At 69.6% G+C, this 23826-nt stretch carries 25 protein-coding genes; 15 read left to right on the forward strand and 10 right to left on the reverse strand.

Going from position 1 to position 23826, the window contains the following annotated elements:
- Window positions 1-342 precede the first annotated feature (342 nt).
- Window positions 343-795 carry a MarR family winged helix-turn-helix transcriptional regulator gene (locus AWQ71_RS22175; protein WP_067136184.1) on the reverse strand — a complete coding sequence of 151 codons (453 nt, stop codon included), beginning with the start codon at window positions 793-795 and terminating at the stop codon, window positions 343-345.
- Window positions 796-887: 92 nt separating this feature from the next.
- Between AWQ71_RS22175 and AWQ71_RS22180 the strand changes: the two genes are divergently transcribed.
- Window positions 888-1337 (forward strand): SgcJ/EcaC family oxidoreductase, encoded by a 450-nt coding sequence (locus tag AWQ71_RS22180; protein WP_067136186.1) that lies wholly within the window; start codon window positions 888-890, stop codon window positions 1335-1337.
- Between the two features lie 54 nt (window positions 1338-1391).
- Here the strand turns inward: AWQ71_RS22180 and AWQ71_RS22185 are convergent, their stop codons facing one another.
- Entirely contained in the window at window positions 1392-2315 is a 924-nt protein-coding gene (locus AWQ71_RS22185) for an RNA polymerase sigma-70 factor (RefSeq protein ID WP_067136187.1), read from the reverse strand.
- 107 nt (window positions 2316-2422) lie between these two features.
- Between AWQ71_RS22185 and AWQ71_RS22190 the strand changes: the two genes are divergently transcribed.
- Complete coding sequence (locus AWQ71_RS22190; RefSeq protein WP_067136189.1) at window positions 2423-3166, forward strand: SDR family NAD(P)-dependent oxidoreductase; 744 nt, start codon at window positions 2423-2425, stop codon at window positions 3164-3166.
- Window positions 3167-3226: 60 nt separating this feature from the next.
- On the opposite strand, the gene AWQ71_RS22195 is transcribed toward AWQ71_RS22190, so the two are convergent.
- Window positions 3227-3589, reverse strand: a complete 363-nt coding sequence (locus AWQ71_RS22195; RefSeq protein WP_067136191.1) for a YybH family protein — start codon at window positions 3587-3589, stop codon at window positions 3227-3229.
- Between the two features lie 270 nt (window positions 3590-3859).
- A complete protein-coding gene (locus AWQ71_RS22200) occupies window positions 3860-4441 on the reverse strand; it encodes a TetR/AcrR family transcriptional regulator (RefSeq protein ID WP_067136193.1) in 582 nt (193 codons plus the stop codon).
- A gap of 146 nt (window positions 4442-4587) precedes the next feature.
- Here AWQ71_RS22200 and AWQ71_RS22205 point away from each other — a divergent pair, with 146 nt between their 5' ends.
- Entirely contained in the window at window positions 4588-5361 is a 774-nt protein-coding gene (locus AWQ71_RS22205; protein WP_067136195.1) for an ABC transporter ATP-binding protein, read from the forward strand.
- A complete protein-coding gene (locus tag AWQ71_RS22210) occupies window positions 5343-7091 on the forward strand; it encodes a hypothetical protein (RefSeq protein WP_067136197.1) in 1749 nt (582 codons plus the stop codon). The genes AWQ71_RS22205 and AWQ71_RS22210 overlap by 19 nt, the downstream gene beginning before the upstream one ends.
- Before the next feature lie 111 nt (window positions 7092-7202).
- Here AWQ71_RS22210 and AWQ71_RS22215 read toward each other — a convergent pair whose 3' ends face one another.
- Together AWQ71_RS22215 and AWQ71_RS22220 are read right to left on the reverse strand one after the other, a co-directional pair.
- Window positions 7203-7823 (reverse strand): DJ-1/PfpI family protein, encoded by a 621-nt coding sequence (locus AWQ71_RS22215; protein ID WP_067136199.1) that lies wholly within the window; start codon window positions 7821-7823, stop codon window positions 7203-7205.
- A 408-nt stretch (window positions 7824-8231) separates the two neighbouring features.
- Window positions 8232-9023, reverse strand: a complete 792-nt coding sequence (locus AWQ71_RS22220) for an SDR family NAD(P)-dependent oxidoreductase (RefSeq protein WP_067136201.1) — start codon at window positions 9021-9023, stop codon at window positions 8232-8234.
- Between the two features lie 85 nt (window positions 9024-9108).
- Here AWQ71_RS22220 and AWQ71_RS22225 point away from each other — a divergent pair, with 85 nt between their 5' ends.
- Complete coding sequence (locus AWQ71_RS22225) at window positions 9109-9960, forward strand: helix-turn-helix transcriptional regulator (RefSeq protein WP_067136203.1); 852 nt, start codon at window positions 9109-9111, stop codon at window positions 9958-9960.
- Between the two features lie 237 nt (window positions 9961-10197).
- Here AWQ71_RS22225 and AWQ71_RS22230 read toward each other — a convergent pair whose 3' ends face one another.
- A complete protein-coding gene (locus AWQ71_RS22230; protein WP_067136205.1) occupies window positions 10198-10818 on the reverse strand; it encodes a TetR/AcrR family transcriptional regulator in 621 nt (206 codons plus the stop codon).
- Window positions 10819-10926: 108 nt separating this feature from the next.
- Here AWQ71_RS22230 and AWQ71_RS22235 point away from each other — a divergent pair, with 108 nt between their 5' ends.
- The 5 genes from AWQ71_RS22235 (at window position 10927) to AWQ71_RS22255 (ending at window position 16247) form a co-directional block, all read left to right on the forward strand.
- The gene (locus AWQ71_RS22235) at window positions 10927-11358 is read left to right on the forward strand and encodes an organic hydroperoxide resistance protein (protein ID WP_067136803.1); all 432 of its coding nucleotides are present in this window, start codon (window positions 10927-10929) and stop codon (window positions 11356-11358) included.
- Window positions 11359-11387: 29 nt separating this feature from the next.
- Window positions 11388-11969, forward strand: coding sequence for a hypothetical protein (locus AWQ71_RS22240; RefSeq protein ID WP_067136207.1), 582 nt, complete (start codon window positions 11388-11390; stop codon window positions 11967-11969).
- Window positions 11970-12237: 268 nt separating this feature from the next.
- Entirely contained in the window at window positions 12238-12744 is a 507-nt protein-coding gene (locus tag AWQ71_RS22245) for a TetR/AcrR family transcriptional regulator (protein ID WP_067136209.1), read from the forward strand.
- Window positions 12732-13889 (forward strand): FAD-dependent oxidoreductase, encoded by a 1158-nt coding sequence (locus tag AWQ71_RS22250; RefSeq protein WP_067136211.1) that lies wholly within the window; start codon window positions 12732-12734, stop codon window positions 13887-13889. Before AWQ71_RS22245 ends, AWQ71_RS22250 begins: the two co-directional genes overlap by 13 nt.
- A gap of 213 nt (window positions 13890-14102) precedes the next feature.
- On the forward strand, window positions 14103-16247 hold the full coding sequence (locus AWQ71_RS22255; protein WP_245658411.1) for a transglycosylase domain-containing protein: 2145 nt from the start codon (window positions 14103-14105) through the stop codon (window positions 16245-16247).
- Window positions 16248-16295: 48 nt separating this feature from the next.
- On the opposite strand, the gene AWQ71_RS22260 is transcribed toward AWQ71_RS22255, so the two are convergent.
- Window positions 16296-16928: a response regulator gene (locus tag AWQ71_RS22260; protein ID WP_084259155.1), complete on the reverse strand. Its 633-nt coding sequence runs from the start codon at window positions 16926-16928 to the stop codon at window positions 16296-16298.
- The gene (locus tag AWQ71_RS22265; RefSeq protein ID WP_084259156.1) at window positions 16921-18165 is read right to left on the reverse strand and encodes a sensor histidine kinase; all 1245 of its coding nucleotides are present in this window, start codon (window positions 18163-18165) and stop codon (window positions 16921-16923) included. The genes AWQ71_RS22260 and AWQ71_RS22265 overlap by 8 nt, the downstream gene beginning before the upstream one ends.
- 174 nt (window positions 18166-18339) lie before the next feature.
- On the opposite strand from AWQ71_RS22265, the gene AWQ71_RS22270 reads away from it, so the two are divergent.
- From AWQ71_RS22270 to AWQ71_RS22285, 4 genes are all read left to right on the forward strand, one after another.
- Window positions 18340-18888, forward strand: a complete 549-nt coding sequence (locus tag AWQ71_RS22270) for a hypothetical protein (RefSeq protein ID WP_067136809.1) — start codon at window positions 18340-18342, stop codon at window positions 18886-18888.
- A 48-nt stretch (window positions 18889-18936) separates the two neighbouring features.
- Window positions 18937-19416 (forward strand): PH domain-containing protein, encoded by a 480-nt coding sequence (locus tag AWQ71_RS22275; RefSeq protein WP_067136213.1) that lies wholly within the window; start codon window positions 18937-18939, stop codon window positions 19414-19416.
- Entirely contained in the window at window positions 19413-20981 is a 1569-nt protein-coding gene (locus tag AWQ71_RS22280) for a PH domain-containing protein (RefSeq protein WP_067136215.1), read from the forward strand. The genes AWQ71_RS22275 and AWQ71_RS22280 overlap by 4 nt, the downstream gene beginning before the upstream one ends.
- A 100-nt stretch (window positions 20982-21081) precedes the next feature.
- Window positions 21082-22017, forward strand: a complete 936-nt coding sequence (locus tag AWQ71_RS22285; protein WP_067136217.1) for a DUF2332 domain-containing protein — start codon at window positions 21082-21084, stop codon at window positions 22015-22017.
- A gap of 119 nt (window positions 22018-22136) precedes the next feature.
- Here AWQ71_RS22285 and AWQ71_RS22290 read toward each other — a convergent pair whose 3' ends face one another.
- A complete protein-coding gene (locus tag AWQ71_RS22290) occupies window positions 22137-22718 on the reverse strand; it encodes a GNAT family N-acetyltransferase (protein WP_067136811.1) in 582 nt (193 codons plus the stop codon).
- A gap of 488 nt (window positions 22719-23206) precedes the next feature.
- Here AWQ71_RS22290 and AWQ71_RS22295 point away from each other — a divergent pair, with 488 nt between their 5' ends.
- On the forward strand, window positions 23207-23815 hold the full coding sequence (locus AWQ71_RS22295; protein WP_157570485.1) for a hypothetical protein: 609 nt from the start codon (window positions 23207-23209) through the stop codon (window positions 23813-23815).
- Window positions 23816-23826 lie beyond the last annotated feature (11 nt).

Raw genomic sequence — 23826 nt, forward strand, 5'->3', positions numbered from 1 at the left:
GAAAAACTTGCGGCCGGATCGTTCTTTCTCCGGAAATCGTCCTCGCCCGGGGCGTATAGGGCGCCGCCGTTTAATCTACGGATGAAAAGCACGCTTGCCGATTGCCGTTCGGCTGCCCCGGTGTGCTCCGTCCCGTAGGAGTGGGCGCCGGCATCGCCCGCCCCCATGTCCCCGAGGTCCACGTCGGCTTCCGAGATGGAGATCTCGGAAGCCGTTCCCGGCCGGGCTGCCGGGAGTCCACAGCCCGGAACCGTGGAGACGTCCGGTCCACGTCCGCGAGCGCCCGCGTGATCAACAGGGCGGGACCGCCGGGTGGGCGCCTCCTCTTCGGTACTGCTCCTGTCAGAGGGCTCGCTTGTCGTGGAGTTCGGTGGTGGCTTCCAGATAGGCGTCGGCGGCGCGGGCGAAGTAGTCGAAGAGGACGGCCTGTTGCTCGGGCGAGTAGCCCTGGACGATGGCGCCGATCTTCTGGCGGGCCGGGGCCAGGACCTCGTCGAGGCCGGTGGGCCGGGCGACGAGCTCGACGATGATCTTGCGACGGTCGTCCGGATCGGGGACGCGGCGCACGTAACCCGCCTGCTCCAGGCGGTCGATCAGCCGGGTGGTGGGCCCGGTGGTCAGGCCGGTGCGGCGGCCGAGCTCGCCGGGGGTCATCGAGCCGCCCAGTCCCAGGATGTTCAACGCGTACAGGTCGGTCGCGCCCAGGCCGACGGCCTTGGCTCCGGCGTGCCCGTGCAGCATCAGGGCGCTGAGGTAGCGCCGGTACGCCACTCCCGCGTTCTCGGGCGTTGACATGTCTTCCCCTCTTCCCTAATCTCTTCCTCAGCGAAGAGAAATCTTCAGCGCAGTAAATGCTCGACCGAAGCTACCATGAGAGGGTGCGCGCCATGAACATCTCCACCACCGCCGACACCGCCGCCGTCACCACCGTGCTGGACCGCCTCGCCGCCGCCTGGAAGGCCGGGGACGGGGCCGCCTACGGCGCCGAGTTCACCGACGACGCCACCTACATCACCTACGTCGGCACCCTCTACATCGGCGGCACCGAGATCGGCACCGCCCACCAGGCCCTGTTCGACAGCTTCCTCAAGGGCACCCAGCTCGCCAGCGAGATCATCAGCATCCGCTTCACCGGCCCCGGCACCGCCCTGGTCATCACCCGCGGTGACGTCCACAAGGGCAAGGCCGGCAAGCTCCACAAGATCCAGACCTACACCCTGGTCCGCCAGGCGAACGGCGAATGGAAGGTCGCCGCCTTCCAGAACACCAAGCACAAGGCCCTCATGGAGGCCTTCTCCTTCAAGGCTCAGCCCGCCACCAGGCCCGCCGCCGCCTGAGCACCTCACAGGCCCACCGGACCGAAGGACCTCCTGCGGCCCCGGCTGTCGCGGTTATTTCGTGGGCCGGCGTGCCTGTCTCACTTCGCGATCGATGGCCCAGGCGTCCGCCACCGGGCCCAGGTGCCCGAGCTTGTCGGGGTTGATCACCGAGCGGATCGTCTGGACCTGCCCGTCGAGCACATCGAGTGCCAGGGTGTGGAGCACCTTGCCGTCCCGGTCGCGGAAGATCGCGCCCGCCTGGCCGTTGACCTCCTGCGGCTCGAATGTCGCGCCGATCTGGGCAACCCGGTGGAAAGCGGAGGCAAGCAGCCGAGCCACGGCAGCGGCGCCGACGATGACCCTGGCCAGCTGCGGGGCCTTGCCACCGCCGTCACCGGCCAGCGACACGTCGGCGGCGAGCAGCTCCCGCAGGCCGGCGACGTCGCCTTCGCGGAGGGCGGCGAAGAAGCGCGCCGCCAGATCATCCCGCTGCTTGCGGTCCGCCTCGAAGCGGGGCCGGCCATCCCGCATGTGGCGGCGGGCCCGTGACGCGAGCTGCCGGCACGCTGCCTCCGAGCGCCCCACCGCCGACGCGACCTCGGGAAAGCCGAAGTCGAACACCTCCCGGAGCACGAAGACGGCGCGTTCGAGCGGGCTGAGCCGCTCCAGCAGCAGTAGTGCCGCCATCGACACCGAATCGGCCAGTTCCGCGGAGCGTTCCGGGTCCTGGTAGGGGTCGGTGAGAAGCGGTTCGGGGAACCATGGCCCGACGTACGCTTCCCGGCGAACCCGGGCGGAACCCAGCACGTCGATCGAGATCCTGGTGACTGTCGTCGAGAGGAAGGCCTTGAGCGACCGGGGCTGGGTGGGGGAGGCCTCGAAGCGGAGCCAGGTCTCCTGGACGGCGTCCTCGGCCTCGGTCACGCTGCCCAGGATGCGGTAAGAGATCGAGAACAGCAGCGGCCGTAGTTCCTCGAATTCCGTCTCGCGCGTCATCCCAGCCCGTCCTTGAAGCCCTGACGCCAGGCAGGCTAGCGCAGCTCCCCGCCAGGCTCCGCTCGCGCCGGTGTCACAGCCGAACGAGGCAAATCGTCTTAGAGGGCATGACAAACTCGGAACAGACCTCGGTGCTGATCACCGGAGGCAACAAGGGACTCGGTTTTGAGGCGGCCCGGCGGCTCGGGGAACTGGGCTGGACGATCTTTCTCGGCTCGCGTGACGAAGGCCGCGGACGGGCGGCCGCCGACAAGCTGACCGACGGCGGCGCGAACGTGGTCATGGTCCCGCTGGACGTGACCTCGGACGAGTCGGTGGCCGGCGCCGTACGGCTCGTCCGGGAGCACACCGACCGGCTGGATGTGCTGATCAACAACGCCGGAGCGCCAGGAAGGAGCATCACGCCCGCGGACGCGACGGCCGACGAAATTCACTCCGTCTACGACACCAACGTGTACGGACCGATCAGGGTCACGCACGCGTTCCTTCCCCTTCTGCGGGCGGCGGACAATCCGCGGGTGGTGATGGTGTCCAGCGGTGGCGGTTCCTTCGCGGTCGTGACCGATCCGGAGCAGCCGGTCGCGAAAATGCACGAGCTCGCCTACACCTCGTCGAAAGCGGCGCTGAACATGATCACCGTTCGGTACGCCCAGGCGCTGCCGGAGATCAAATTCAACATGGTCACTCCAACAGAGGTGGCCAACCGCAAGTTCACCGCCACCGACATGAACAATCACGCCGGCCAGCTGACGGTCGCCGAGGGCGTCGACCCGATCGTCAGACTCGCGATGATCGACGCCGACGGGCCGACCGGGATCTTCATCGATCGCCTCGGCCCTGTCGGGTGGTGACCGCCGCGTACTGCTCGTAGCCGCGCCGGTCGCGGCGTTCCCGGACCGGGCGGCTCCGGCCTATCCCAGAAGGCTGGGCTGGTCGATCACCCACAGCCACGTGCTGTCATCCTGGCGGCGAGCCACCTCGACGGTGGCACCGCCGTCAGGCAGCCGCACCGAGGTGAGCGCCAGGTCGCCGTTATGCAGCGTGGGCAGCTGCTGTCCAGGGGTGAAGGTGGGCTTGTCGGCGACCAGATGCCTGTACGCCTGGCGGATCTCCTCGCTGCCCGTGGCGACCTGACCGTTCGGCAACGCCAGCACCGCGTCCGGTTCGTACAGCGCCACCAGCCCTTCAACGTCGCCCGCGTTGAGCCGTTCCCCGATGAACCGGCTGAGATCCTCCGGCTGGGCGGCACGCTCACGGACATCGTCACCGGTCATCGCTTGTCGCTCCCATCTGGCCCGGTCGAGCTGTCTTCGACAGTGGGTGATCATGACAGGCGGGTACGACAAAACCAGTGCTCCCGGGACCACGGCGGTGAACGCCTTGGAGACGCGGCCGACCCGGAAGTGCCTGCTCGCCGTCGCGCCGGGCCCTGGAAGGATCTTCTTGACGGCCGCGGCGACTCAGCGTCCGCCCGAGATTCCGTGGGTTCAGGCCGCGGTGCCGGGCCACGGTGCCGGGCCACGGTGCCGGGGTGGATGTCCGCCTCAGTGTCTCGGGCTCATCCCGGCGAAGAGGGCTTCGAGTACGCGATCAACGTAGTCATGGGATATCGGCTCCTGGGTGATCAGGAGGCTGAAGTACATCGGGCCGGACAGGACCGCCATGACCAGGTCGAGATCGAAGCCGCGCGATATCTGCCCCTGCTCCTGGGCCGCTTTGAGACGGGCGATGGTCTTGTCCGTCTGAGGGCGGATGAAGCGTTCGTTGAGAGCCGCGGCGACTGCGGGATCATGCTGGGCCTCGCCCACCAGGGCCCGGTAGAGCGGGCCCCACGGGGGGTTGCCCAGTAGGTCTACCGCCGAGTGGATCTGCCGGCGCAGGTCGGCCAGGACATCGCCGGTGTCGGGATAGTCGAGGCCGGGCTCGTTCAGAGACAGCAGCGAATCGAGGAACAGCAGGCCTTTCGAGGGCCAGCGGCGATAGATCGTGTGCTTGCCGACACCGGCGCGGGCGGCGACCGCCTCGATGCTCAGCTTGGCGTAGCCGGCCTCCTGGGCCAGGGCGAGAGCGGCCTGCATGATCGTTCTGGTGCGGGCGACGCCGCGCTCGGAGTGGCCGATGGTCATGGCGTCACCCTATCGACACGGCACGTGCCGTATTGACAAGTGTGACGGTACGCGATCAGATTGATCACGTCCGCCGTTGGCACGATCCGTGCCGTTCTGATGCTCGTGACGGATCATCCGCTCACTGAGATTCGACAGGGAAGCCCTTGAGCGCATCAACCCACGCTCCCGCACTGCGCCTCGTCGGCCTGGCCAAGACGTTCGATCACAAACTCGCGGTCGACCACGTCGATCTGGAAGTGCCGAGCGGATCGTTCTTCGGCCTGGTCGGCCCCAACGGGGCGGGCAAAACCACCTCGTTGTCGATGGCCGTGGGACTGCTGCGGCCGGACACGGGCCACGCCGAGATCTTCGGCCATGACGTGTGGTCGGCGCCGGAGCGGGCCAAGGCCCTGGTCGGTGTGCTCCCCGACGGGCTGGCCATGCCCGAGCGGCTGACCGGGCGCGAGGTGCTCACCTACCTGGGCCTGCTGCGCGGCCTGGCCAAAGACGTGGTGGCCCGGCGAGCCGAGGAACTGCTGGCCGTGCTGGAGCTGGACGGCGCGGAGAAGACGCTGGTCATCGAGTATTCGACCGGCATGCGCAAGAAGATCGGGCTGGCCACCGCGCTGCTGCACGCGCCACGGCTGCTGGTGCTGGACGAGCCGTTCGAGGCGGTCGATCCGGTGTCGGCCGCGACGATCAAGACGATCCTGCGCGGCTTCGTGGCCGGTGGCGGCTCGATCGTGCTGTCCAGTCACGTGATGGCGCTGGTGGAGCAACTGTGCGATCACGTCGCGGTGGTGGACAAGGGCCGGGTGGCCGCGACCGGCACGCTGGATGAGGTACGGGGCGGACGCTCCTTGGAGGACGCCTTCGTCGGTCTCGTCAGCGATCAGGTCAGCGGAGTCAAGGAGCTGTCGTGGCTGTCGTCGCCCTGACCATGGCCCGGATGAAGCTCGCCGTGCTGCGCCACGCCTTCCACGGCCGGCGGGCGCACACGGCGGGCACGGGTGCCGCGCTCGGCGTGCTGTCCGCGCTCGGAACCGTCTACCTGGCCTTCGTCGACCTCGACCTGCTGGCCGCCGGATACGCGGTCTGGCTGCTCGGCTGGTTGCTCGGCCCCCTCTTCATGGGCGGCGGCGACGAGACGCTGCGTCCGGAGTACTTCTCGCTGCTCGGCCTGCCACCGCGCCGCCTGGCGGCCGGGCTGCTGGCGGCGGCGTTCGTCGGCGTCGCGCCGCTGGTCAGCCTGGGCGCCCTGCTCGGCCTGCTGGTCGCCGGTCTCCGGCTCGGCGTCGCGAACGCCCTGGTGGCCGTGCCCGCGATGGTGCTGCAGCTGGCCGTGTTCGTCCTGCTGTCGAAGGTCTCCGTGGCGGTGGTCGGGCTGGCGCTGCGTACTCGGCTGGGCGCGATCGTCTCCGGCCTGCTCAACGGCGCCGTCCTGGCGGCGCTCGGGCAGATCTGGATCTTCTTCTGGGCCTTCGGCCAGACGGGCGTGCCCGCCGCGGTGTGGTACCTGCCCTCGGGGTGGGGCCTGCTCGCCGTCCGGGGCCGCTGGTGGGCGCTGGCCGCGCTGGCCGTCCTGGTGCTGCTGCTCCTGGCCGCGTGGGCGGCGCTGCTCACCCGGCGCGTGGGCGCGGCCCGGGCCTCGGCGCGCGGCAGACGCCCGATCACGGCGGGCACCGCGACCGGCGCGGTCGTCGCCAAGGAGCTGCGTACCTGGTCGCGCGACCTGGTACGCAACCACCAGCTCACCTTCGCCCTGTCGTACGGCCTGTGCTTCGCCGCCAGCCCGCTCATCATCGGCTGGGACGGCATGCTTCCCTACGCCGGCCCCATCTTCATCGTGATGGCGGCCGCCATGGCGGCCAACCTGTACGGCACAGACGGTACGGCGTTGTGGCTGACGCTCATGACCCCTGGCGCGAGCGACGTACGTGGCAGGCAACTGGCCTGGCTGTCGGTGCACGCGCCGGTGGCGATCGTGCTCACCGTGGCGCTCACCGCGCTCACCGGCGGCCCTTGGCCGCTGATTCTGGCACTGCTCCCCGCCCTGCTCGGCGGCGCGGCCGGGCTGGTGCCGCTGATCTCGGCGTACGCGCTGGTGCCCGGCACCGACCCGCACCGCCGCGCGGGCAACCCGCTGCGTACCAGCGAGGACGACGGCGGCCTGACCGGGCTCGCCTACCTGATGCTCGCCCTGGTGATCCTCACCGGCGCGCCGGCCGCCCTGGCCGCCGTCTGGTACGGCTGGGCCGGCGTGGCCACCGGCGTCCTGACCGGGGCGTTGTGCTGCTGGGGCTTCGGCCTGCTGGCCGAACGGCGGCTGCGCGCACACGGCCCCGAACTGCTCCACGTCATGCGAACCGGCCGCAAACCGCACACGACGATGAAGTCCCGCTTCGACCAGCTGTCCAAGACCCAGAAGACGATCGCCTCATGGTGCCTCGGCTTCGGCGCCATCCCGCTGGTCCCGCAGGGCATCCTGGCCTCCGTCTTCGTGGCCAACGACATGCTGCGCCACAGCTGGTTCCTGGCCACGTACATGCCGCCCGGCCTGCGCTATCCGGTCGCCGCGGCCTTCATCCTGCTCGGCCTGGCGATGTACGGCGCCGGCGTATGGATCGTCAAGCCCCGCTCGCCCGGATCAGGGCCGTCTCGTGACTGACGGATCGTGGAGCAGCCGGTGCCTTGGGCCCATCTCGTCACATTCGACGAGATACCTACCGGCGGTGCAGGTACTGGCACTCGAACGGCGAGGAGGACGGAGGCCGCCGGGTCAGAGCCCTCTGGCAAGAAGGTCCTTGGCGGCCTGCGGCGCCTTGGCAGGAGATCCTGCGTCGAACGGTGGTTGCGGGTCGTATTCGATGGCGAGCTGGATCGCCTCAGCCGTGGTCTGATCGGTGATGCGCGCCGCCAGCGCGAGCGCCATATCGATCCCGGACGAAACCCCGGCCGCTGTGACGATCTTCCCTTGGAACACTACGCGCTCGGCGGTGTAGGTGGCTCCGAAGGACTCCAGCACGTCCACCGCGCCCCAATGGGTCGTCGCCGAGAGGCCGGCGAGCAGCCCGGCGGCTCCCAACAGCAGCGATCCGGTGCACACCGAGGTCGTCCACGTAGTTCCTCCGTGCATCCGGCGGATCCAGCTGAGAAGCGCGTCGTCGTCCAATAGCCGTCGCGTGCCCGGACCTCCAGGAACGAGCAGCACATCGCATGCGTCGATGTCGTCGAACGCCGCGTCAGCGGTGAGGGCCAACGACGTGCGGACGTCCCGGACAGGCCCTGGCTTGGTGGCGGCGAACACGATCTCGGCTTCCGGCAGGAATCCCAGCACCTCATAGGGGCCGACCGCGTCCAGGGCGGTGAACCGGTCGAACAGAGGTATGACGATACGCACGGCGGTTCCTCTCGGCGGCAAGTGTGCATCGTGAAGTGCCGCCCATGCTATGGCGCGACGCGGAGAGCCCTGTACTGCCGGCAAAAGTGGCTCTTCGTACCTGAGGGTGGGCTCGGATCGAGTCGTCCGACAGATCCGATGTGCGCACGACGAGGTCGCCCGCGCTCTGCCTGACGATCAGATGTGCGTGGTCGAAGAGGATGTCGAGGCCGGTGAGGTCGCCAATCTCGTTGAGCCATGGCTCGACTACGGTCACGCGCGCGCCGCTCGAGTGGCCCGGCCTCGGTCGGGGGCTGGCCGGTGAACTGGTGGACAATTCGGGTCACGGCCACGCAACGCCGCCCGGACAGATCTCACGGGTCGTGGGTGTGTTCATCACGGTCTCCGCGCAGGTCGACGATCTGAGGGTCAGGCGCCGGCGCCGCCGTCGACCGGGACGATCGCGCCAGTCACGTACGAGGCGCGGTCGCTGAGCAGCCAGGCGGCTGCCTCGGCGATCTCCCGGGGCTCGCCCATCCGGCCCATCGGGATCCTTGCGCTCATCCCCTCGATGATGCCGGGAGTCGCCGCCTCCCATTCGTCGATCATCTGCGTGGCGGTGCCGCCGGGAGTGATGCCGTTCACACGGATCCCGTCACGGGCCCAGCTCACTGCGGCCGTCTCGGTGACGCTATCGAGCGCGCGCTTCATGGCGCCGTACGCGGGGAGTATGGGGTTCGCGCGACGGCTGCCGATGCTCGAGGTGTTGACGATGGCCCCGCCACCGGTCCGTCGCATGAGTGCGGCTTCGGCGGTCATGGCGGTCCAGTGCGAGCGGAAGTTCACGGCGAACTGCGCGTCGATGACCTCGTCGCTCGTGGTGTCGAGCGGGCCGGGCTGCTGACCCGCCGCGCCGTTGTTGAAGGCGCCGTCGAGCCGTCCGTGCAGTTCCTCGACGCGGTCGACCGCCGCGCGGATGCTCGTACGGTCGGCGAGGTCCAGGGTGACGGCGTCGGCGGTACCGCCGACGGCGCGGATCTCCTTCACGATGCGGTCGAGTGCCTCGGTGCTGCGGGCGGCGAGCACGACGGCGGCGCCCTCGGAGGCGAAGAGCCGGGCCGCGGCCGCCCCGATGCCGCGGCTGGCGCCGGTGATGAAGATGACCTTGCCGTTGAGCAGGCCGACCGGTGCGCTGTCGGTGGTGTTCGTGTTGTTCGTCATGGCAACAGCGTCCGGTCCGCTGCCGGCCGGATACAGGCACAGGCTGTACCAGGATCCGCTGCCGGGTGCCGCGCACACTGGGTGTATGGACAAACAGGAGCTTGGGGCATTCCTTCGCAGCCGCCGCGAGCGGCTGCGCCCGCAGGACGTGGGCCTTCCCGCAGGCCCGCGACGCCGCACGCCAGGTCTTCGCCGGGAGGAAGTGGCGGTCCTCGCGCACATCTCCACGGAGTACTACGTCCGGCTCGAGCAGGGCAGGGCGCCGCGGCCGTCGGGCGACGTCCTCGCCGCGATCGCAGGCGCGCTGCGGCTCGTGGACGCCGAGTCCGATCACCTCCACCTCCTGGCGGGCACGGCGCCGAACCGGACCGGACTGCACCGGCGCGACGTCCGCCCGAGCATCCTCGCGCTCCTCCAGCGGCTGCCGCAGACGGCCGCTTTCGTGATGTCCGCCGCGTTCGAGATCCTCGCCTGGAACGACCTCGCGGCCGCGCTCATGGAGGACTTCGCCCCGCTCGCCCCCGAGGACCGCAATCTCGCGCGTCGGGCCTTCCCCGGGCCGCAGTGCGCCGGTGCGGTGCTGTACGGGGTCTCCGACGCCGCCGAGTTCCGGCTGAGCGTCGTGATGCAGCTCCGCGCAACCCTCGCCCGCTACCCGGCGGATCCCGCGGTGAGGGGCCTCGTCGACGAACTCCGCGACGCCAGCCCCGACTTCGCCCGGCTCTGGGAACGACACGACGTGCAGGCCGCGCCGATGCTCACGAAGACCTTCCGCCACCCGGTCGTCGGGGAGGTCACGGTCGACTGCGACACGCTCACCCTCACGGACCATGACCAGTACCTCGTGCTCTTCAGCGCGCAGCCGGGATCCCCCAGCGCCGAGGCTCTGGCCCTGCTGAACGTCCTGGGAACAGAGGCCAGTCAGTACCTGCCGTAGCGCCACGGCCAGCCACCGCAAGCACGATCGCCGACGGGGCGACTTCCTGATCCGGTCGGCCGTGGTCTCCTCGTCGGGCACCGACACCGAGATGTTGGCGCCGAACCCGGGCACGCCTCTCCGGCCGGGTTCGCCTTCCCAGTACGGTCCGCTTCTCCCGCGTCGCCGTGCGAGCCCTGACCGGGTGACGACCCAGGTCAACGCCAATCCGACAGGATTGCTGGCTGGTCCGCCGGGTCAGAGGGATGTCGGCCAGGCCGCCGAGGCCTGAGCTGTCGTGATGATCGAGACAAACGCGGCTGCGAGCGACTCGTCAATGGGCTTCGGGTCACCGAGGTAACCGTTCACCATCGCTCCGTCTCGGAGGATCATCAACTGCCTCGACGTGGCATCGACGTCGGTTGCCCCCGCTTCGGTCGCGATGTCGGCGAATTCTTCGAGCATCCAGCGGCGGTGCGCGTCGACGGCGCGGTGGACCGGGTCGTCGGGGTCGGCGAACTCCGACGCGGCGTTGATGAACGCGCACCCCCGGAATCCCGGACGGCAGCTCGCGGCACCGATGCCCGCGGCCAGCGCTCGCAACGACCCCACCGGGTCGCCCTTGCGGCGCACGCTCTGCATCCACGCACGCTCCGCGGCCGCCTGCTCCTCCAGGTAGGCGACCACCAGCTCGCTCTTGGTGCGGAAGTGGCGGTAGAAGGTGACCTTCGTGATGCCGACCTGCTCGATGATGCGGTCCGCGCTCGTCGCGCGGATGCCGTGGGAGTAGAACAGCTCGTTCGCGGCGCTGAGGATCCGCGCCCGGGTGACGGAGCCCGACGAGGTACGAGGCGCCGGTTCCGTGCTGTCGGTGTGCATGTCGTCCTTCCGTCCCGGTCCGGCTGGTTGCGGCCGGCACGAGTGGCAGTCTAGAGTCCCCGAGGTAGACGTACTAGTAACTCTACATGGACCGATCAAGGAGAGATGATGACTGCACCCCTGTACACCGCCGTCGCGACCTCGACCGGTGACGGCCGGGCCGGAGGTCGCGCCGTGACCGACGACGGCGTGCTCGACGTGACGCTCGCCATTCCGCGGTCCATGGGAGGCGCGGGAGGGGCGACCAACCCGGAGCAGCTGTTTGCCGCGGGCTGGTCGTCGTGCTTCCACTCGGCCCTGAAGCTCGTGGCGTCGCAGCGCAAGGTGACTCTCGTCGACTCCGTCGTCGTCGCCGAGGTCTCGATCGCCCCGAGCGCGACCGGTGGCTTTGCCCTGGAAGCCGCGCTGCGTGTGCACCTCGGCGGAGGTATTGCCCCCGAGACCGCCGACAGCCTCGCCGCTGCGGCGCACGAGGTGTGCCCCTACTCGCTCGCCACCCGCGGAAACGTACCCGTCACCGTCACGACCACCGTCGCCTAGCCGCCGCGCCCCTACGAAAGGCACACACCATGACCACGTCCGCCACGACCGCCTCCGACTCGAGCCTCGCGCCGGCGTTCAGCGCGGCACTGCGCCGCCTGTACTTCATCCGCTTCGCGTTCGCCGTCGTCTGGGCAGGGCTGCTGTTCGTGACCTCGACGACAGCGGGGGCCCTGCTCACCGTCCTCCTGGTCGTCTATCCGCTGTTCGACGCGGCCGCCGTCCTGTGGCAGCTGCGATCTCCGCACCGTGCGCCCGGCCCGCGGGCGGCGGAGTGGGTCAACGTCGTCGTCAGTGCCATCGTCGCCGTCGCCCTCGGTGTGGCCTCGACGATGTCCATCACCGCCGCCCTCGGAGTCTGGGGCGCGTGGGCCGTGGGGTCCGGCATTCCTCAGCTCGTCGCCGCCGTGCGGCAGCGACGTGCCGGCGGCCAGGTACCGCAGATTCTCAGCGGCGGCATCTCGGTCCTGGCCGGGGCGTCCTTCCTGGCTCAGGCACTCCAGGGCAACGGCAGCATCGTCGGCGTGGCCGGCTACGCGACCCTCGGCGGGATCTTCTTCCTCGTCTCCGCCATCCGCCTGAGCATCGTGCTGCGGAAGAAGGCGGCATGACGGGCACGGCGGGTCGCACGTTCGACTACGACCTGATCGTCGTCGGCGGCGGGTCGGAGAGAACGTCGCCGACTAGGCGACCAGGCGCGGGGTGCGCGCGGCGATCGTCGAGTCTGAGCTGGTCGGAGGCGAGTGCTCCTACTGGGCGTGCTGGCGCTGCTCCCAGCTTTGGCGGCTCTCCGCACTTGAGGGTGGGGCCATGAGTTGACCCCACCACTCGATCATCGCCATACTCCACCAAGTGGTTGGTTGAGAATGGGGGTTGAGGATGAGCAAGCGCGAGGCCCTGATCGTCGCGGCCTATGAGGCGATCGCGGAGAAAGGGTTCGAGGGGTTGCGCTTGAGGGCGGTGGCCGCGCGAGCGGGCATCGATCACTCCACGCTGCATCACTACTTCGGCACCAAACAGGATTTGGTGGACGCGGTCGTCGACCACGCGACGGGGCAGGTGCGGACGGGCACATCCGCCGACGGCAGCCGGGAGGAACGGCTGTGCCATCACCTGGGCATGGTCGGCGCGATGATCGCTCAACGACCGGAGCTGCACATCGTGCTCAGGGAGCTGGACCTGCGATCCCTGCGCGATTCGCGAACTCGTGCCACGGTCGCCGCTCACGAGGAGGGCTGGCGGTCCGGCCTCGCCGGGTTCGCCGGGGACGAGGTCGAACTGATCATCGCGACGGTGAAGGGGGCCAGCCTGTGTCCCGAGCAGGCTCCCGCCGCACTCAAGAATCTGTGCGAGCTGCTTCGCGGAGGCCGGCCGTGCACGTTCTGATCATCGGCGGGGGGATCGGCGGACTGTGCCTGGCGCAGGGCCTCAAGCGGGCAGGGGTCAGCGCGACCGTGTACGAGCGGGACGCCGCCCCTGACGCGCGGCTGCAGGGGTACCGCCTCAACATCGAGCCCGTCGGCAGCCGGTCGCTGCACTCCTGCCTGCCGCCTGAGCTGTGGGACCGCCTGATCGCCGCCTCGGGCGATCCCGGACCGGGCATGGGCGTTTTCGACGAACGGCTTCGCGAGCTGATGCAGGAGCGCAGCAACGCCGGCCGTACCTCCCCGGTGGAGGCGGCGCACGCCGTCAGCCGGGTGGCGCTGCGTGCGGTCCTGCTCGACGGGGTCGATGTCAGGTTCGGCAAGGAGTTCGTGCGTTACGAGCAACTCCAGGGTGAGGTCGTCGCGCACTTCGCCGATGGGAGTACGGCAAGCGGCACGCTGCTCGTCGGCGCCGACGGCTCGCGATCGCGGGTGAAGCGCCAGTTGCTCCCCGGTGCCGGCCAGCGTGACCCGGCCGCCTTCGGAGTCGGCGGCAAGCTGCCGCTGACCCCCGAGACCGGCACGTGGCTGCCCGAAGTCCTGACCACGAACAAGAACATGATCCTCCCGCGGCGCGACTTCCTGTTCACGGCCGCGTTCCGGCCTCGGGCCGGCGAGGAGGGGTATCTCATGTGGGCGTTCGTCGCCCACCGGTCGACGTACGCGGGCCAGGATCCGCACGGATTCGTTCTGGAGCGGAGCCGCCGCTGGCATCCGGATCTGCGTCGGCTGGTCGCGGAGTCGGGCGGCGTGGAGCTCTTCGACTTCCGCGCGGCGGCCAAGGTCAAGCCCTGGGCGACGACGAACGTCACCCTGCTCGGCGACGCCGTTCACAACATGCCGCCGGTCGGCGGGCTCGGCGGCAACACCGCATTGCGTGACGCCGGCACCTTGCGTGACGCGCTGACCAGCGGGATGCCGCTGATCGAGGCGGTGCGCGGCTACGAGGCCGAGATGCTGTCCTACGGTTTCGCGGCCGCGGGGGAGGCCCTGATGTACCTGCGGCTGGCCACCGTCCGTAGCCGTCTCGTGCGTGGCGCCGCGCGCGGCTTCTTCCGTCTCTGCGGTGCCGTACCCCCACTTCGCCGGGCCATCTTCGACGGCTAGAAGACCCGGCTGGCGGAACGCGGAAAGGCATGCCGGGGAGCGGCGAACCGGGATTACGGCGAGGTCGGGAACCGCGACGGGCGAAAGCGTCTAAACAGGGATGAACTGGGGTGATATTGATTTGGATATCAATTTGTAATTAATACCGGTCTTGGACAGTGTGCGGACGGCTGTGCTGTCATGACCGCCATGTCCAGCTCGCACCGTACACGCGTGTCCAGTATCGCCTGGCTGGCTGTGGCCGCCACCGCCGCCGGGGTGGTGTCCGCGGCGCTCGTGCTGCCCGCAATGGGCAGCTCGGGGGTGGCGGTCGTCGCGGCGAGCGAGGCGCTGAACTTCCGGCCGGAGGAGCTGGAGGAGCCGGCACTCGCGGAGAAGACGACGGTGTATGACGCCGAGGGCACCAGGATCGCCCAGTTCTACGCGCAGGACCGCAAAGTCGTGCCGCTGGACCGCATCGCGGACGTGATGAAGACGGCCATCGTCGCGATCGAGGACGACCGATTCTACGAGCACGGTCCGATCGACATCGAGGGCACGGCTCGCGCCATGGTCAAGAACCTCGCCTCGGGTGGCATCAGCCAGGGCGGCTCGTCGATCACGCAGCAGTACGTCAAGCAGGTCCTGCTCAACTCGGCCGGCACCGAGAAGGAGAAGAGCGCGGCCCTGGAGGCCAGTTACGCGCGCAAGCTCAAGGAGCTGCGCCACGCCATGGCCGTCGAGCAGAAGTACACCAAAGACGCGATCCTGGAGAAATACCTCAACATCGCCTACTTCGGCGCCGGGGCCAACGGCGTGGAGGCGGCGGCCAGACGCTTCTTCGGCGTGTCAGCGGCCCGCCTGGATCTGGCCCAGGCCGCCACCCTCGCCGGGGCCGTTCAGGCCCCCAACGCGACCGACCCGAACCTTGGAGCCAAGGCGCGCAAGCTGCTGCTGCAGCGGCGCGACGTGGTCCTCGACCGGATGGCGGAGCTGGGCCGGATCACCCGAGCGCAGGCCGACGCGGCCAAGGCCCGCAAGCTCGGGTACAAGGGCGTCAAGCAGCCCAACGGCTGCCAGGAGAGCCGCTACCCGTACTTCTGCGAGTACGTCCGGCATGAGCTGCTGTCCAACCCCGCCTTCGGCAGGACGCGGCGGCAGCGCGAGCTGGCCTTCAGCCAGGGCGGCCTCAAGGTCCACACGACGCTGGACCCCAAGGCGCAGAAGGCGGCCGAGGCGGCCATCAAGAAGCACGTCTTCGCCTCGGACCGCGCGCTGGCCGCCGAGGCGCTGGTGAAGCCGGGCACGGGTGAGATCAAGGCGATGGCGGCCAGTCGCCCCTTCGGTGACTCCGCCCGCAGGAACGAGATCTCCTACAACGCGGTGGCCGACAAGGAGCATGGTGGGCTGATCGGCTTCCAGCCGGGCTCGACGTACAAGACGTTCACGCTGATCACCGCGCTGAAGCAGGGCATGAAGATCGACGACGGCATCACCGCCGGCGCCGGCTACACAGCGCCCGGCTACGCCACGTTCAAGAACTGCGCGGGCGAAAACGTGGGCGATCCGTCCTGGACGGTCACCAACGACGAGGGCGCGCCCGGTTTCAAGACACTGGCCACCGGAACCTGGGGCTCGGTCAACACCTTCTTCATGGCTCTGCAGGAGCGGGTGGGCCTGTGCCCGACCGTCGAGACCGCCAAGTCGCTGGGGATCAAGCGGGCCGACGGCGCCAAGCTGCGCGAGTTCGAGACGTTCACGCTCGGCATCAACGAGAGCGACCCGGTGACCGTGGCCACCGCCTACGCCGCCATCGCCGCGCGCGGCACCTACTGCCCGCCCATGGCCATCACCAGGATCACCGGCCGTGACGGCAGGACCACCGACTACCGGCCGCGGTGCAAGCAGGCACTGGACCCACAGGTCGCCGACGCGACCGCCCATGTCCTGTCCGGGGTGTTCACCCGCGGCACCATGCGCGGCGTCGGCGGCATCGGCCGCCCGGCGGCCGGCAAGACCGGCACCACCGACGGATACGCCAGCGCCTGGTTCGCCGGGTTCACCCCCGATCTGGCCGGGGCGGTCAGCATCGGCGACCCGCGCGGCTCGCAGCGCTACAAGCTCACCGGCGTCACCATCGGTGGCCGCTACTACGGCGCGGTCCAGGGTGCCTCGCTGCCCGGCCCCATCTGGAATGACACGATGGCGTCCGCGCTGCGGGGCGTGGCGCCGGCCCGGTTCACGCCGGTGGACGCGACCCGCTTCGGCGGATGTGGCCAGGACTGCGCCCCGGCCCGCCAGGACCGGGAAGACCCGACGATGAACCAGCCCGTGGACGAGGACGTTCAGCAGCCGGACGAGGACCTGCCCGGCCAGTAACGGATCACGCTCCACGAAGGCCGGCGCTGCCGGACGGCCGTCCCGGGGTCAGGACAGCAGGCCGCGTTCCAGCGCCGTCATCACCGCCGCCGTACGGTCGGAGACGCCGAGCTTCTTGAAGGACCGCAGCAGGTACGTCTTCACCGTGGCCTCGCTGAGGAACAGCCGTTCGCCGATCTCGGCGTTGGTCAGGCCCCGGCCGACCAGGCGGAGCACCTCGCACTCACGCTCGGAGAGAGGCGACGGCCTGGTCCCCCGGGCGCGGAAGAGCTTGCCGGCGAGGGAGGGGGTGAGCACGGTCTCGCCGCGGGCGGCGCTCTGCACCGCGCCGATCAGTTCCTGCCGCGAGCTGCCCTTCAGCAGGTAGCCGGCCGCGCCCGCCTCCACCGCGCGCAGGATGTCGGCGTCGTCTTCGTACGTGGTCACGATGACGACTCTGCTGGCCGGCAGCCGTCGCCGGATGTGCTCGGTGGCCGAGACCCCGTCCATGCCGCCCATGCGCAGGTCCAGCAGGATGATGTCCGGCCGCAGGGCCTCGGCCTGGACGATCGCCTCCTCGCCGGAGCCGGCCTCGCCGACGACGGTGATGCCGTCGGCGGACTCCAGCATGGCGATGAGGCCCTCCCGGACCACCGGGTGGTCGTCGGCGAGCAGGACCGTGATCGGCTTCCCGTCAGGCACCCGCCGCCTCCGCCATCTCCACCGCCGTGGGAACGCTGACTTCGACGGCCGTGCCTTCTCCCGGGCTGCTGCTGACGGTCACCGTGCCGTTGATCTCTGCCACGCGGGCCCGCATGCCGCGCAGCCCGTACCCTTCCCGCACGACGTCCTGGGCGAATCCCGCACCGTCGTCACGGATCAGCAGGCGCACGGTGTCCTCCTCGAACGTCACCAGCACGTCCACGGTGCGCGCCCGCTTGGCGTGCTTGCGTACGTTGGCGATCGCCTCCTGGGCCGAACGTAGCAGGACGACGTTGACGGGCATGGGGAGGGGTTCCTCCTCACCCCGGATCGAGGTGCGCGCCTCCAGGCCGGTCTCGGCGACCAGGCCGTCCACCTGCCTGCGTACGGCCTGCACCAGAGAGCCCCCGCGCAGCGTGGGCGGGGTCAGGGCCGCGACGAATTCACGGGCCTCGGCGAGGGACTCCCTGGCCACCTGCCCGGCCCGCGACAGATGCCCGCTCGCCTGGTCCGGGGCGTCGCGCATCTTCGACTCCGCCGCCTGCACCAGGCTGATGATGCTGGTCAGGCTCTGGGCGAGGGTGTCGTGGATCTCCCTGGCCAGCCGCTCCCGCTCGGCGGAGACGCCGGCCTCGCGGGAGAGCCGGGCCACGCGTTCCCGGCTGCGCCGCAGCTCTTCGATGAGCTGGGCGCGTTCCCTGCTCTGCCGCGTCACCCGTTTGATCCACAGTCCGAGCAGAATCGACAGAGTCAGGCTCAGCAGCGAGATGGGCACCACGATCCAGAGGCTCGCCCGCGCTTCGTCGCCGCCGGCCCACACCATCGCCACGGGGAACAGGTTGGCCACCGTGAGCAGGGCGACCGCCGGCCGCATCGGCAGACTCATGATCAGCATGGGGGCCACGGCGAACAACGCGAAGAAGCCGATGAAGCCGAACACCGTGATGACGCAGAACAGCAGCACCAGGCCGAACGCGAAGACCAGGTTCCTCGGCCCGTGCACCCGATTGATCATCAAGTGGCGGCCGAATCCGGCGTACCACGGCACGATCAGCGTCAACGCGCCGATCGCGATGGAGCGCTGGGCCTGGGGGGCGTCGGAGGTGAGCAGCAGCACACAGGTAATGAGGTAGGAGGCGGCGAAGAAGCCGTCCCACAGACCGAACCAGCCGGTACGGGTCCCGGGTTCGTGGTGCTCGCCGGATCGCTGCCCCGCTGTCTGATGCCTCTCTTGCACCGAACAGTCGTACCACGAGCACCCGGCCTGTCCGCCGATCGGTGGACAGCCGGAGTCGCCGTTCGGACGTCTCGCGGCGGGGGCCGCGTCCCTACGGTGGAGATCGGAAAGAGAAACGTGCGAAGCGCGACCTGCCGCACGTCACCCCATCCGTACGAGGTGGAGATCCCCTTCATGAGTCAATTCCTTGCTGCCCTCATCGCGAGCGGAACCATTCTGACCATCGTCTTGGCCACCGACCTCGGACAACGCCGCATCACCACGATGCGGATGCTGCGGTCGGTGATCGCCGTGGCCGTTGTCATCGCGATCTTCGTCCGTTCCTTCCCGACGCAGGGCAACGACCTGCCGTTGCAGCTCGTCGGGATCGGCACCGGGCTGATCTTCGGGCTGATCGCCGGCGCGCTGCTGCCCGCGTATCGGCACCGGTCGGGGGAGTTGTACACCGTCGGCGGCGCCGGCTACGCGCTGGTGTGGATCGTGCTGTCCCTCGGGCGCGTCCTGTTCGCGTACGGAGCCGAGCACTGGTTCACCGAGGACCTGGTCCGCTTCTCCATCGACTACAAGATCAGCGGAGCGGACACCTACGCCAACACCTTCGTCTTCATGTCGCTGGCCATGGTCCTGGCCCGGACGGCCTCCCTCATGACCAAGATGCGCAGGCTGAAGAGCGGCGGCGCGGCGGTCGGCGAGGAGCAGCTGTCCGAGACGAACGCCAGATAAGACCCGGTAAGACCACCTGTAAGACCAGATGCGAGAGGTTAGAACGCCATGAGGCTTCGGGCGCCCCGCAATCGCGTACCCGGCCGTGCGATCGGCTGGTGGAGCGTGCAGTCCGCGCTGTTCGCGCTCCCCCTGCCCCTCACCTTCGCCATCCTGTGGGCCTCCATCCCGCCGACACGCGAGCTGTTCATGTGGTTCACCCTGATATCCCTCGTCCCCGGCCTGCTCTACATGGCCGTCATGCCGTTCTGGCGCTACCGGGTGCACCGCTGGGAGGTCACCGACGAGGCGGTCTACGCGGCCTCCGGCTGGCTCTGGCAGCAGTGGCGAGTCGTCCCGCTGTCCCGCGTACAGACCGTCGACACGCTGCGCGGCCCGCTGCAGCAGCTGTTCGGGCTCTCCGGGATCAGCGTGACCACCGCCTCCTCCTCCGCCGTCCACATCAAAGGGCTCGACCAGAAGGCCGGTGACGAACTCGTGGCGTACCTGACCCGCGCCACGCAGGCGGTGCCGGGAGACGCGGCATGACCTCCCACGACGCTCTCCCGCGTACGGCCCGCGCCGCCGTGTCCCACGGCCGGGGACGGCTGAGCGGCCGGCTCGTCCTGGTCAACCTGAGCATCCCGGCCGCCCCCGTGGCCCTGATTCTGGCCGGCCTGCTCGTCACCGGCGGGGAGACGAACCTCCAGGTCCTCATCACCCTCGGCTCGCTTCTCCTCGCCTGCCTGGTCGTCTGCGGCATCAGCCTGGCACGGTGGCTGACCACCCGATATCGGCTGACCGCCGAGCGGTTCGAGCTCCGCTCGGGCCTGTTCCTCCGCAGCCGCCGGACGATCCCGATCAACCGCATACGGGCCGTGGACCTGACCGCGAACCCGGTGCACCGGATCTTCGGCCTCACCACGCTCAGGATCGACGCCGACGGTCAGGGCGCCCCCGCCGGGCGCGGACTCAGACTGGACGGCCTCACCAAGGCGGACGCCGCCGAACTGCGCCGCCTGATCATCGAACGGCGCGACAGGGATCACGCCCGGAACGCGGCCGACGGCGACGGCCTCGTCAGCGAGCTGGACCGATCCTGGATCCGGTACGCCCCGCTCACCGTGTGGGGCGTCGGCAGCGTGCTGGCCGGGGCGGGCAGCGTCTACCGCACGCTGCACGAGATGAAGATCGACCCGCTTGAACTCGGCGTCGTGCAGGACCTGGTGAGCCGCTTCGGCTCCGTCCCGCTGTGGTACGGCGTCCTGCTGGCGACGCTCGCCGTCGCCGCGCTCGGCGTGGCCTGCTCGACCGCCACCTTCATCGAGAGCTGGAGCGGGTACGAGCTGCGCCGCACGGAAGGGGGAGTCCTGCGGATCCGCCGCGGCCTGCTGGCCACCCGCTCCGTCACCATTGAGGAGGACCGGCTGCGCGGCGTCGAACTGATCGAGCCGATCCCGCTGCGCTGGGCCAAGGGCGCCAAGCTCAACGCCGTCGCAGGGGGCCTCGGCGATCGGGAGGAGAACCGCAGGCGCCGCGCCCTGACCCCTCCGATCCCTCGCGACGAGGCCCTGCGCGTCGCCGCCGAGGTGCTGCCGGACGCCGTGTCGCCGGAGGAAAGGAACCTGCTCACCAGGGACGGCCTGGCGCCGCACCCCCGCGCCGCCCTGCGCAGAAGGATCAACCGAGCGCTGACGGCCGCGATCGCGATCGCCGCGGTGCCCGTCGGACTCGGGCTCTGGCTCGACCCCGCGCTGGTCACGATCGGCTGGATCACCGGCCTGGCGCTGGCGGCCGCCCTGACGGCGCTCGCGTACGACGCCTACCGCACCCTCGGTCACGCGGTGCGAGGCCGCTATCTCGCCATCGCCGGCGGGGCGTTCGCCCACCGCACCGTCGTTCTACGGCGGGAAGGAATCATCGGCTGGAACATCACGCGATCGCCCTTCCAGCGCCGGGCCGGCCTGCTCACCCTCGGAGCCACCGTGTCCGCGGGGGACGGCGTCTACAAGGTGCGCGACGTGTCCGTGGCGCGGGGACTGGCTCTCGCCGAGGCCGCCGTACCCGGGATGCTCGCCCCGTTCCTCGAAAGGGATCCCGCGGCGGGCCGGTGACCGTCCGGCCGGGTCGCCGTGTTCCCTCAGGTTGGGTGGTGCCCTTGCCGCGAGATGCCGCGCCATGGCGCGGGCGACGACGCGGCGCGATCATTGGGGCATGACGACCGCCACGAAGTACGCCGAGTTCGCCGCGCGCGAGGCACACGGAGTGTCGCCAACGTACGAGCGTCTGGCGCGCGCGGTCTCCCGCGACGAGCAGGTGCTCGCCCTGCTCGGCACGCTCCCGCCGATCAAGCGGCAGCCGAACCTGCTGTTCGGTGTCGTACGGTTCCTCGGCGGCCCGGTCGAGGACCCGGCCGCGTTCCACGACTACACGGTGGAGAACTGGCCGGTGATCGAGGCGGAGATGCGCACCAGGGCCACGCAGACGAACGAGGCCGGGCGGTGTGCCGTACTGCTGCCGGTGCTGGCCGCGTTGCCGCAGCCGCTCGCGCTGCTGGAGGTCGGGGCGTCCGCCGGGCTGTGCCTCTACCCCGACAGATACGCCTACCGCTACGGCGACCACATGATCGGCTCCGGCGAACCGGTCCTTGAGTGCGCGGCGACCGGAGTGGCGCCGCCGGCCTCCGTACCCGATGTGGTGTGGCGGGCCGGCCTGGATTTGAACCCGCTCGACGTGACGGACTCCGCGGACGTCGCGTGGCTCGACGCCCTCATCTGGCCGGAGCACGCGCACCGCCGCGCCCGGCTTCAGGCCGCGGCGGCCATCGCCGCGGCCGAGCCGCCGCTGCTCATGCGCGGCGACCTGGTGGACGACTTACCGGCGCTGGCCGCGCAGGCGCCGACCGGCGCGACGCTGGTGGTGTTCCACACCTCCGTGCTGTACCAGGTCCCGGCGCCACGACGGGAGGCGTTCGCCGAGGTGGTACGCGGGCTGCCCGGGCACTGGATCGCGAACGAAGCCCCGGACGTGCTGCCGTACGACGCACTGCCGAACCCGCCTGACGCGGCGCTGTACAACGTGCTCGCGCTGGACGGGACGCCGCTCGCCTGGACCCGGACGCACGGGCAGGAGATCATCTGGTTCGCGTAACCTCCGGCAAGAAGAGACAAGGCCGACCTGCGGAATCACAGTGGCAGGGCGACCCGGTGTTGCGCGTCGTCCGCGTTCGAACTCATCGTGATCGAGTACGAGGTTCACCGAACCGGGCGTTAGGACGCAAGCTGATCGGTAGCGGAACGGTTGCCGGCAAGGGTTCGGACGGCGTCAGGACCCCATGTGTACTCGACGACGGGCAGCTCGAATCCTGCGGGGAAGCGCTCCATGAACTCTCTGGTGGGATGGCCGCCGAGACGCCGGTAGAAGGTGATCGCGGCGACGTTGTCGCGCAACACCTCCAGATAGACCGTCTTGCCAGGGTGCTGCTCGGAGGCCCAGCCAAAAGTTTGGTACACGAGTTGGCGGCCGATGCCGGACTGCTTGCGCTCCGGCTGGACGTGCAGGTTGTCGAGCAGGATGCGCCCGTCGGTGCCGACGGTGAGATAGGCGAACCCCAGGAGGGCGTCGCCGTCGCCGTCGCCGTCGCTGTCGACGGCGACGAGCAAGCAGCGGGCGTGATCCGGTTCTGAGGCGACGGTGGCGAGCCGGGTGCTCCACATTTCCTTGCGCTCGTCGAGCAGGGAGCCGTTCAAGTAGCTGGCGGGCATGATCCCGGCATAGGCGGTCAGCCAACTACGAGTGTGGAGCTCTGCGATGCGCTCGGCGTCGTCTTCGGTACCGGATCTGATCTGCATGGCATAAAGGTTGGCATAGTGGCTGATAGAGCCGCTAATCGCCGGGATCACGTCCTACGCAGTCGTCGGGGCGACCGTCGGCGACAGGCGGGCGGCGCGCATGGCCGGGTAGATCCCTGTTCGAACCGTTCCGCGTTCGAACCGTTCCGCCGCGCCGGCGGCGACCGCCTGGTCACCGCCAAGGGCGTCGGGCTCGGTAGAAAGGACGGAAACGGTCGCGGCATGAACGGTCGTGCCGGATCGGACTCGCCCCGGGAAACGCGAGCGACCGGCCGGAAGCCTGCCCAGCTCATTGATGGTTGGGTGCCAGGGATTCGAATCCTGAACCTACGGATTAAAGGAAGTCGATTCAAACGAGGCCAAGGGCCCTGGCACTTACTTGAACGTATGTCGATCGGGTGCCGTTGAATCCCCATGACTACCCGCTGATCGCCGTCCGAATGGGTAATCGGCGGGTACGGTTGGCGTAGACATGTGAAAATCATCGCGTGAAGGCGAATTCACTGTTGCCCGCGGCAATTCTCGGCGCGGCCCTGTTGGTCGTGGTGGTCGCGCTCACGACAGTGACGATCGTGCTCGGCACGTCTCAGCGGCCTGCGAGTGATCAGGCGGCGCCATCCCTGACGCCCGCGCCCAGTACGGGCCTGGCGCTCTCCCCGGACGGTGCGGGACCGGCCGACGCTCAGCCCGAAGCGCGGGAGGACGCTCTGGAGGAAGAGGAGGATCTCGGTCCACGTGAGGCCGCGGGAACGGCCTGGCCTCTCAAGATCGGGCAGGCGACGCGTGACGCTCTCGTCGACGCGGCGAGCGCCTCCGGCCCGTCCGGTCAGGCAGCCCACGTGGCCACCGGCGGCACCATCTACTACGGCATTGTCTACGGCGACACCAAGGCCGCCGACGTGTCTCACGTCATCGCGCTCCTGGACGACGGGATCCACCACTGGGCTCGCCGGGGTGGCGCGAAGTGGCAGTACGAAGGCGTCTATGACGCGCGTGTGTGCGTGCCTCCAGTGCCCACTCGCCTGTACATGGCCTGGGGCCTGGTCTTCAACACCGAGTCGCCGGGCGCGCCTCCCAATACCGCCTGCCCCCGATGACACCGGCTTCA

This window comes from Microtetraspora malaysiensis (genome assembly GCF_001528665.1).
Lineage (GTDB): Bacteria > Actinomycetota > Actinomycetes > Streptosporangiales > Streptosporangiaceae > Microtetraspora_A > Microtetraspora_A malaysiensis.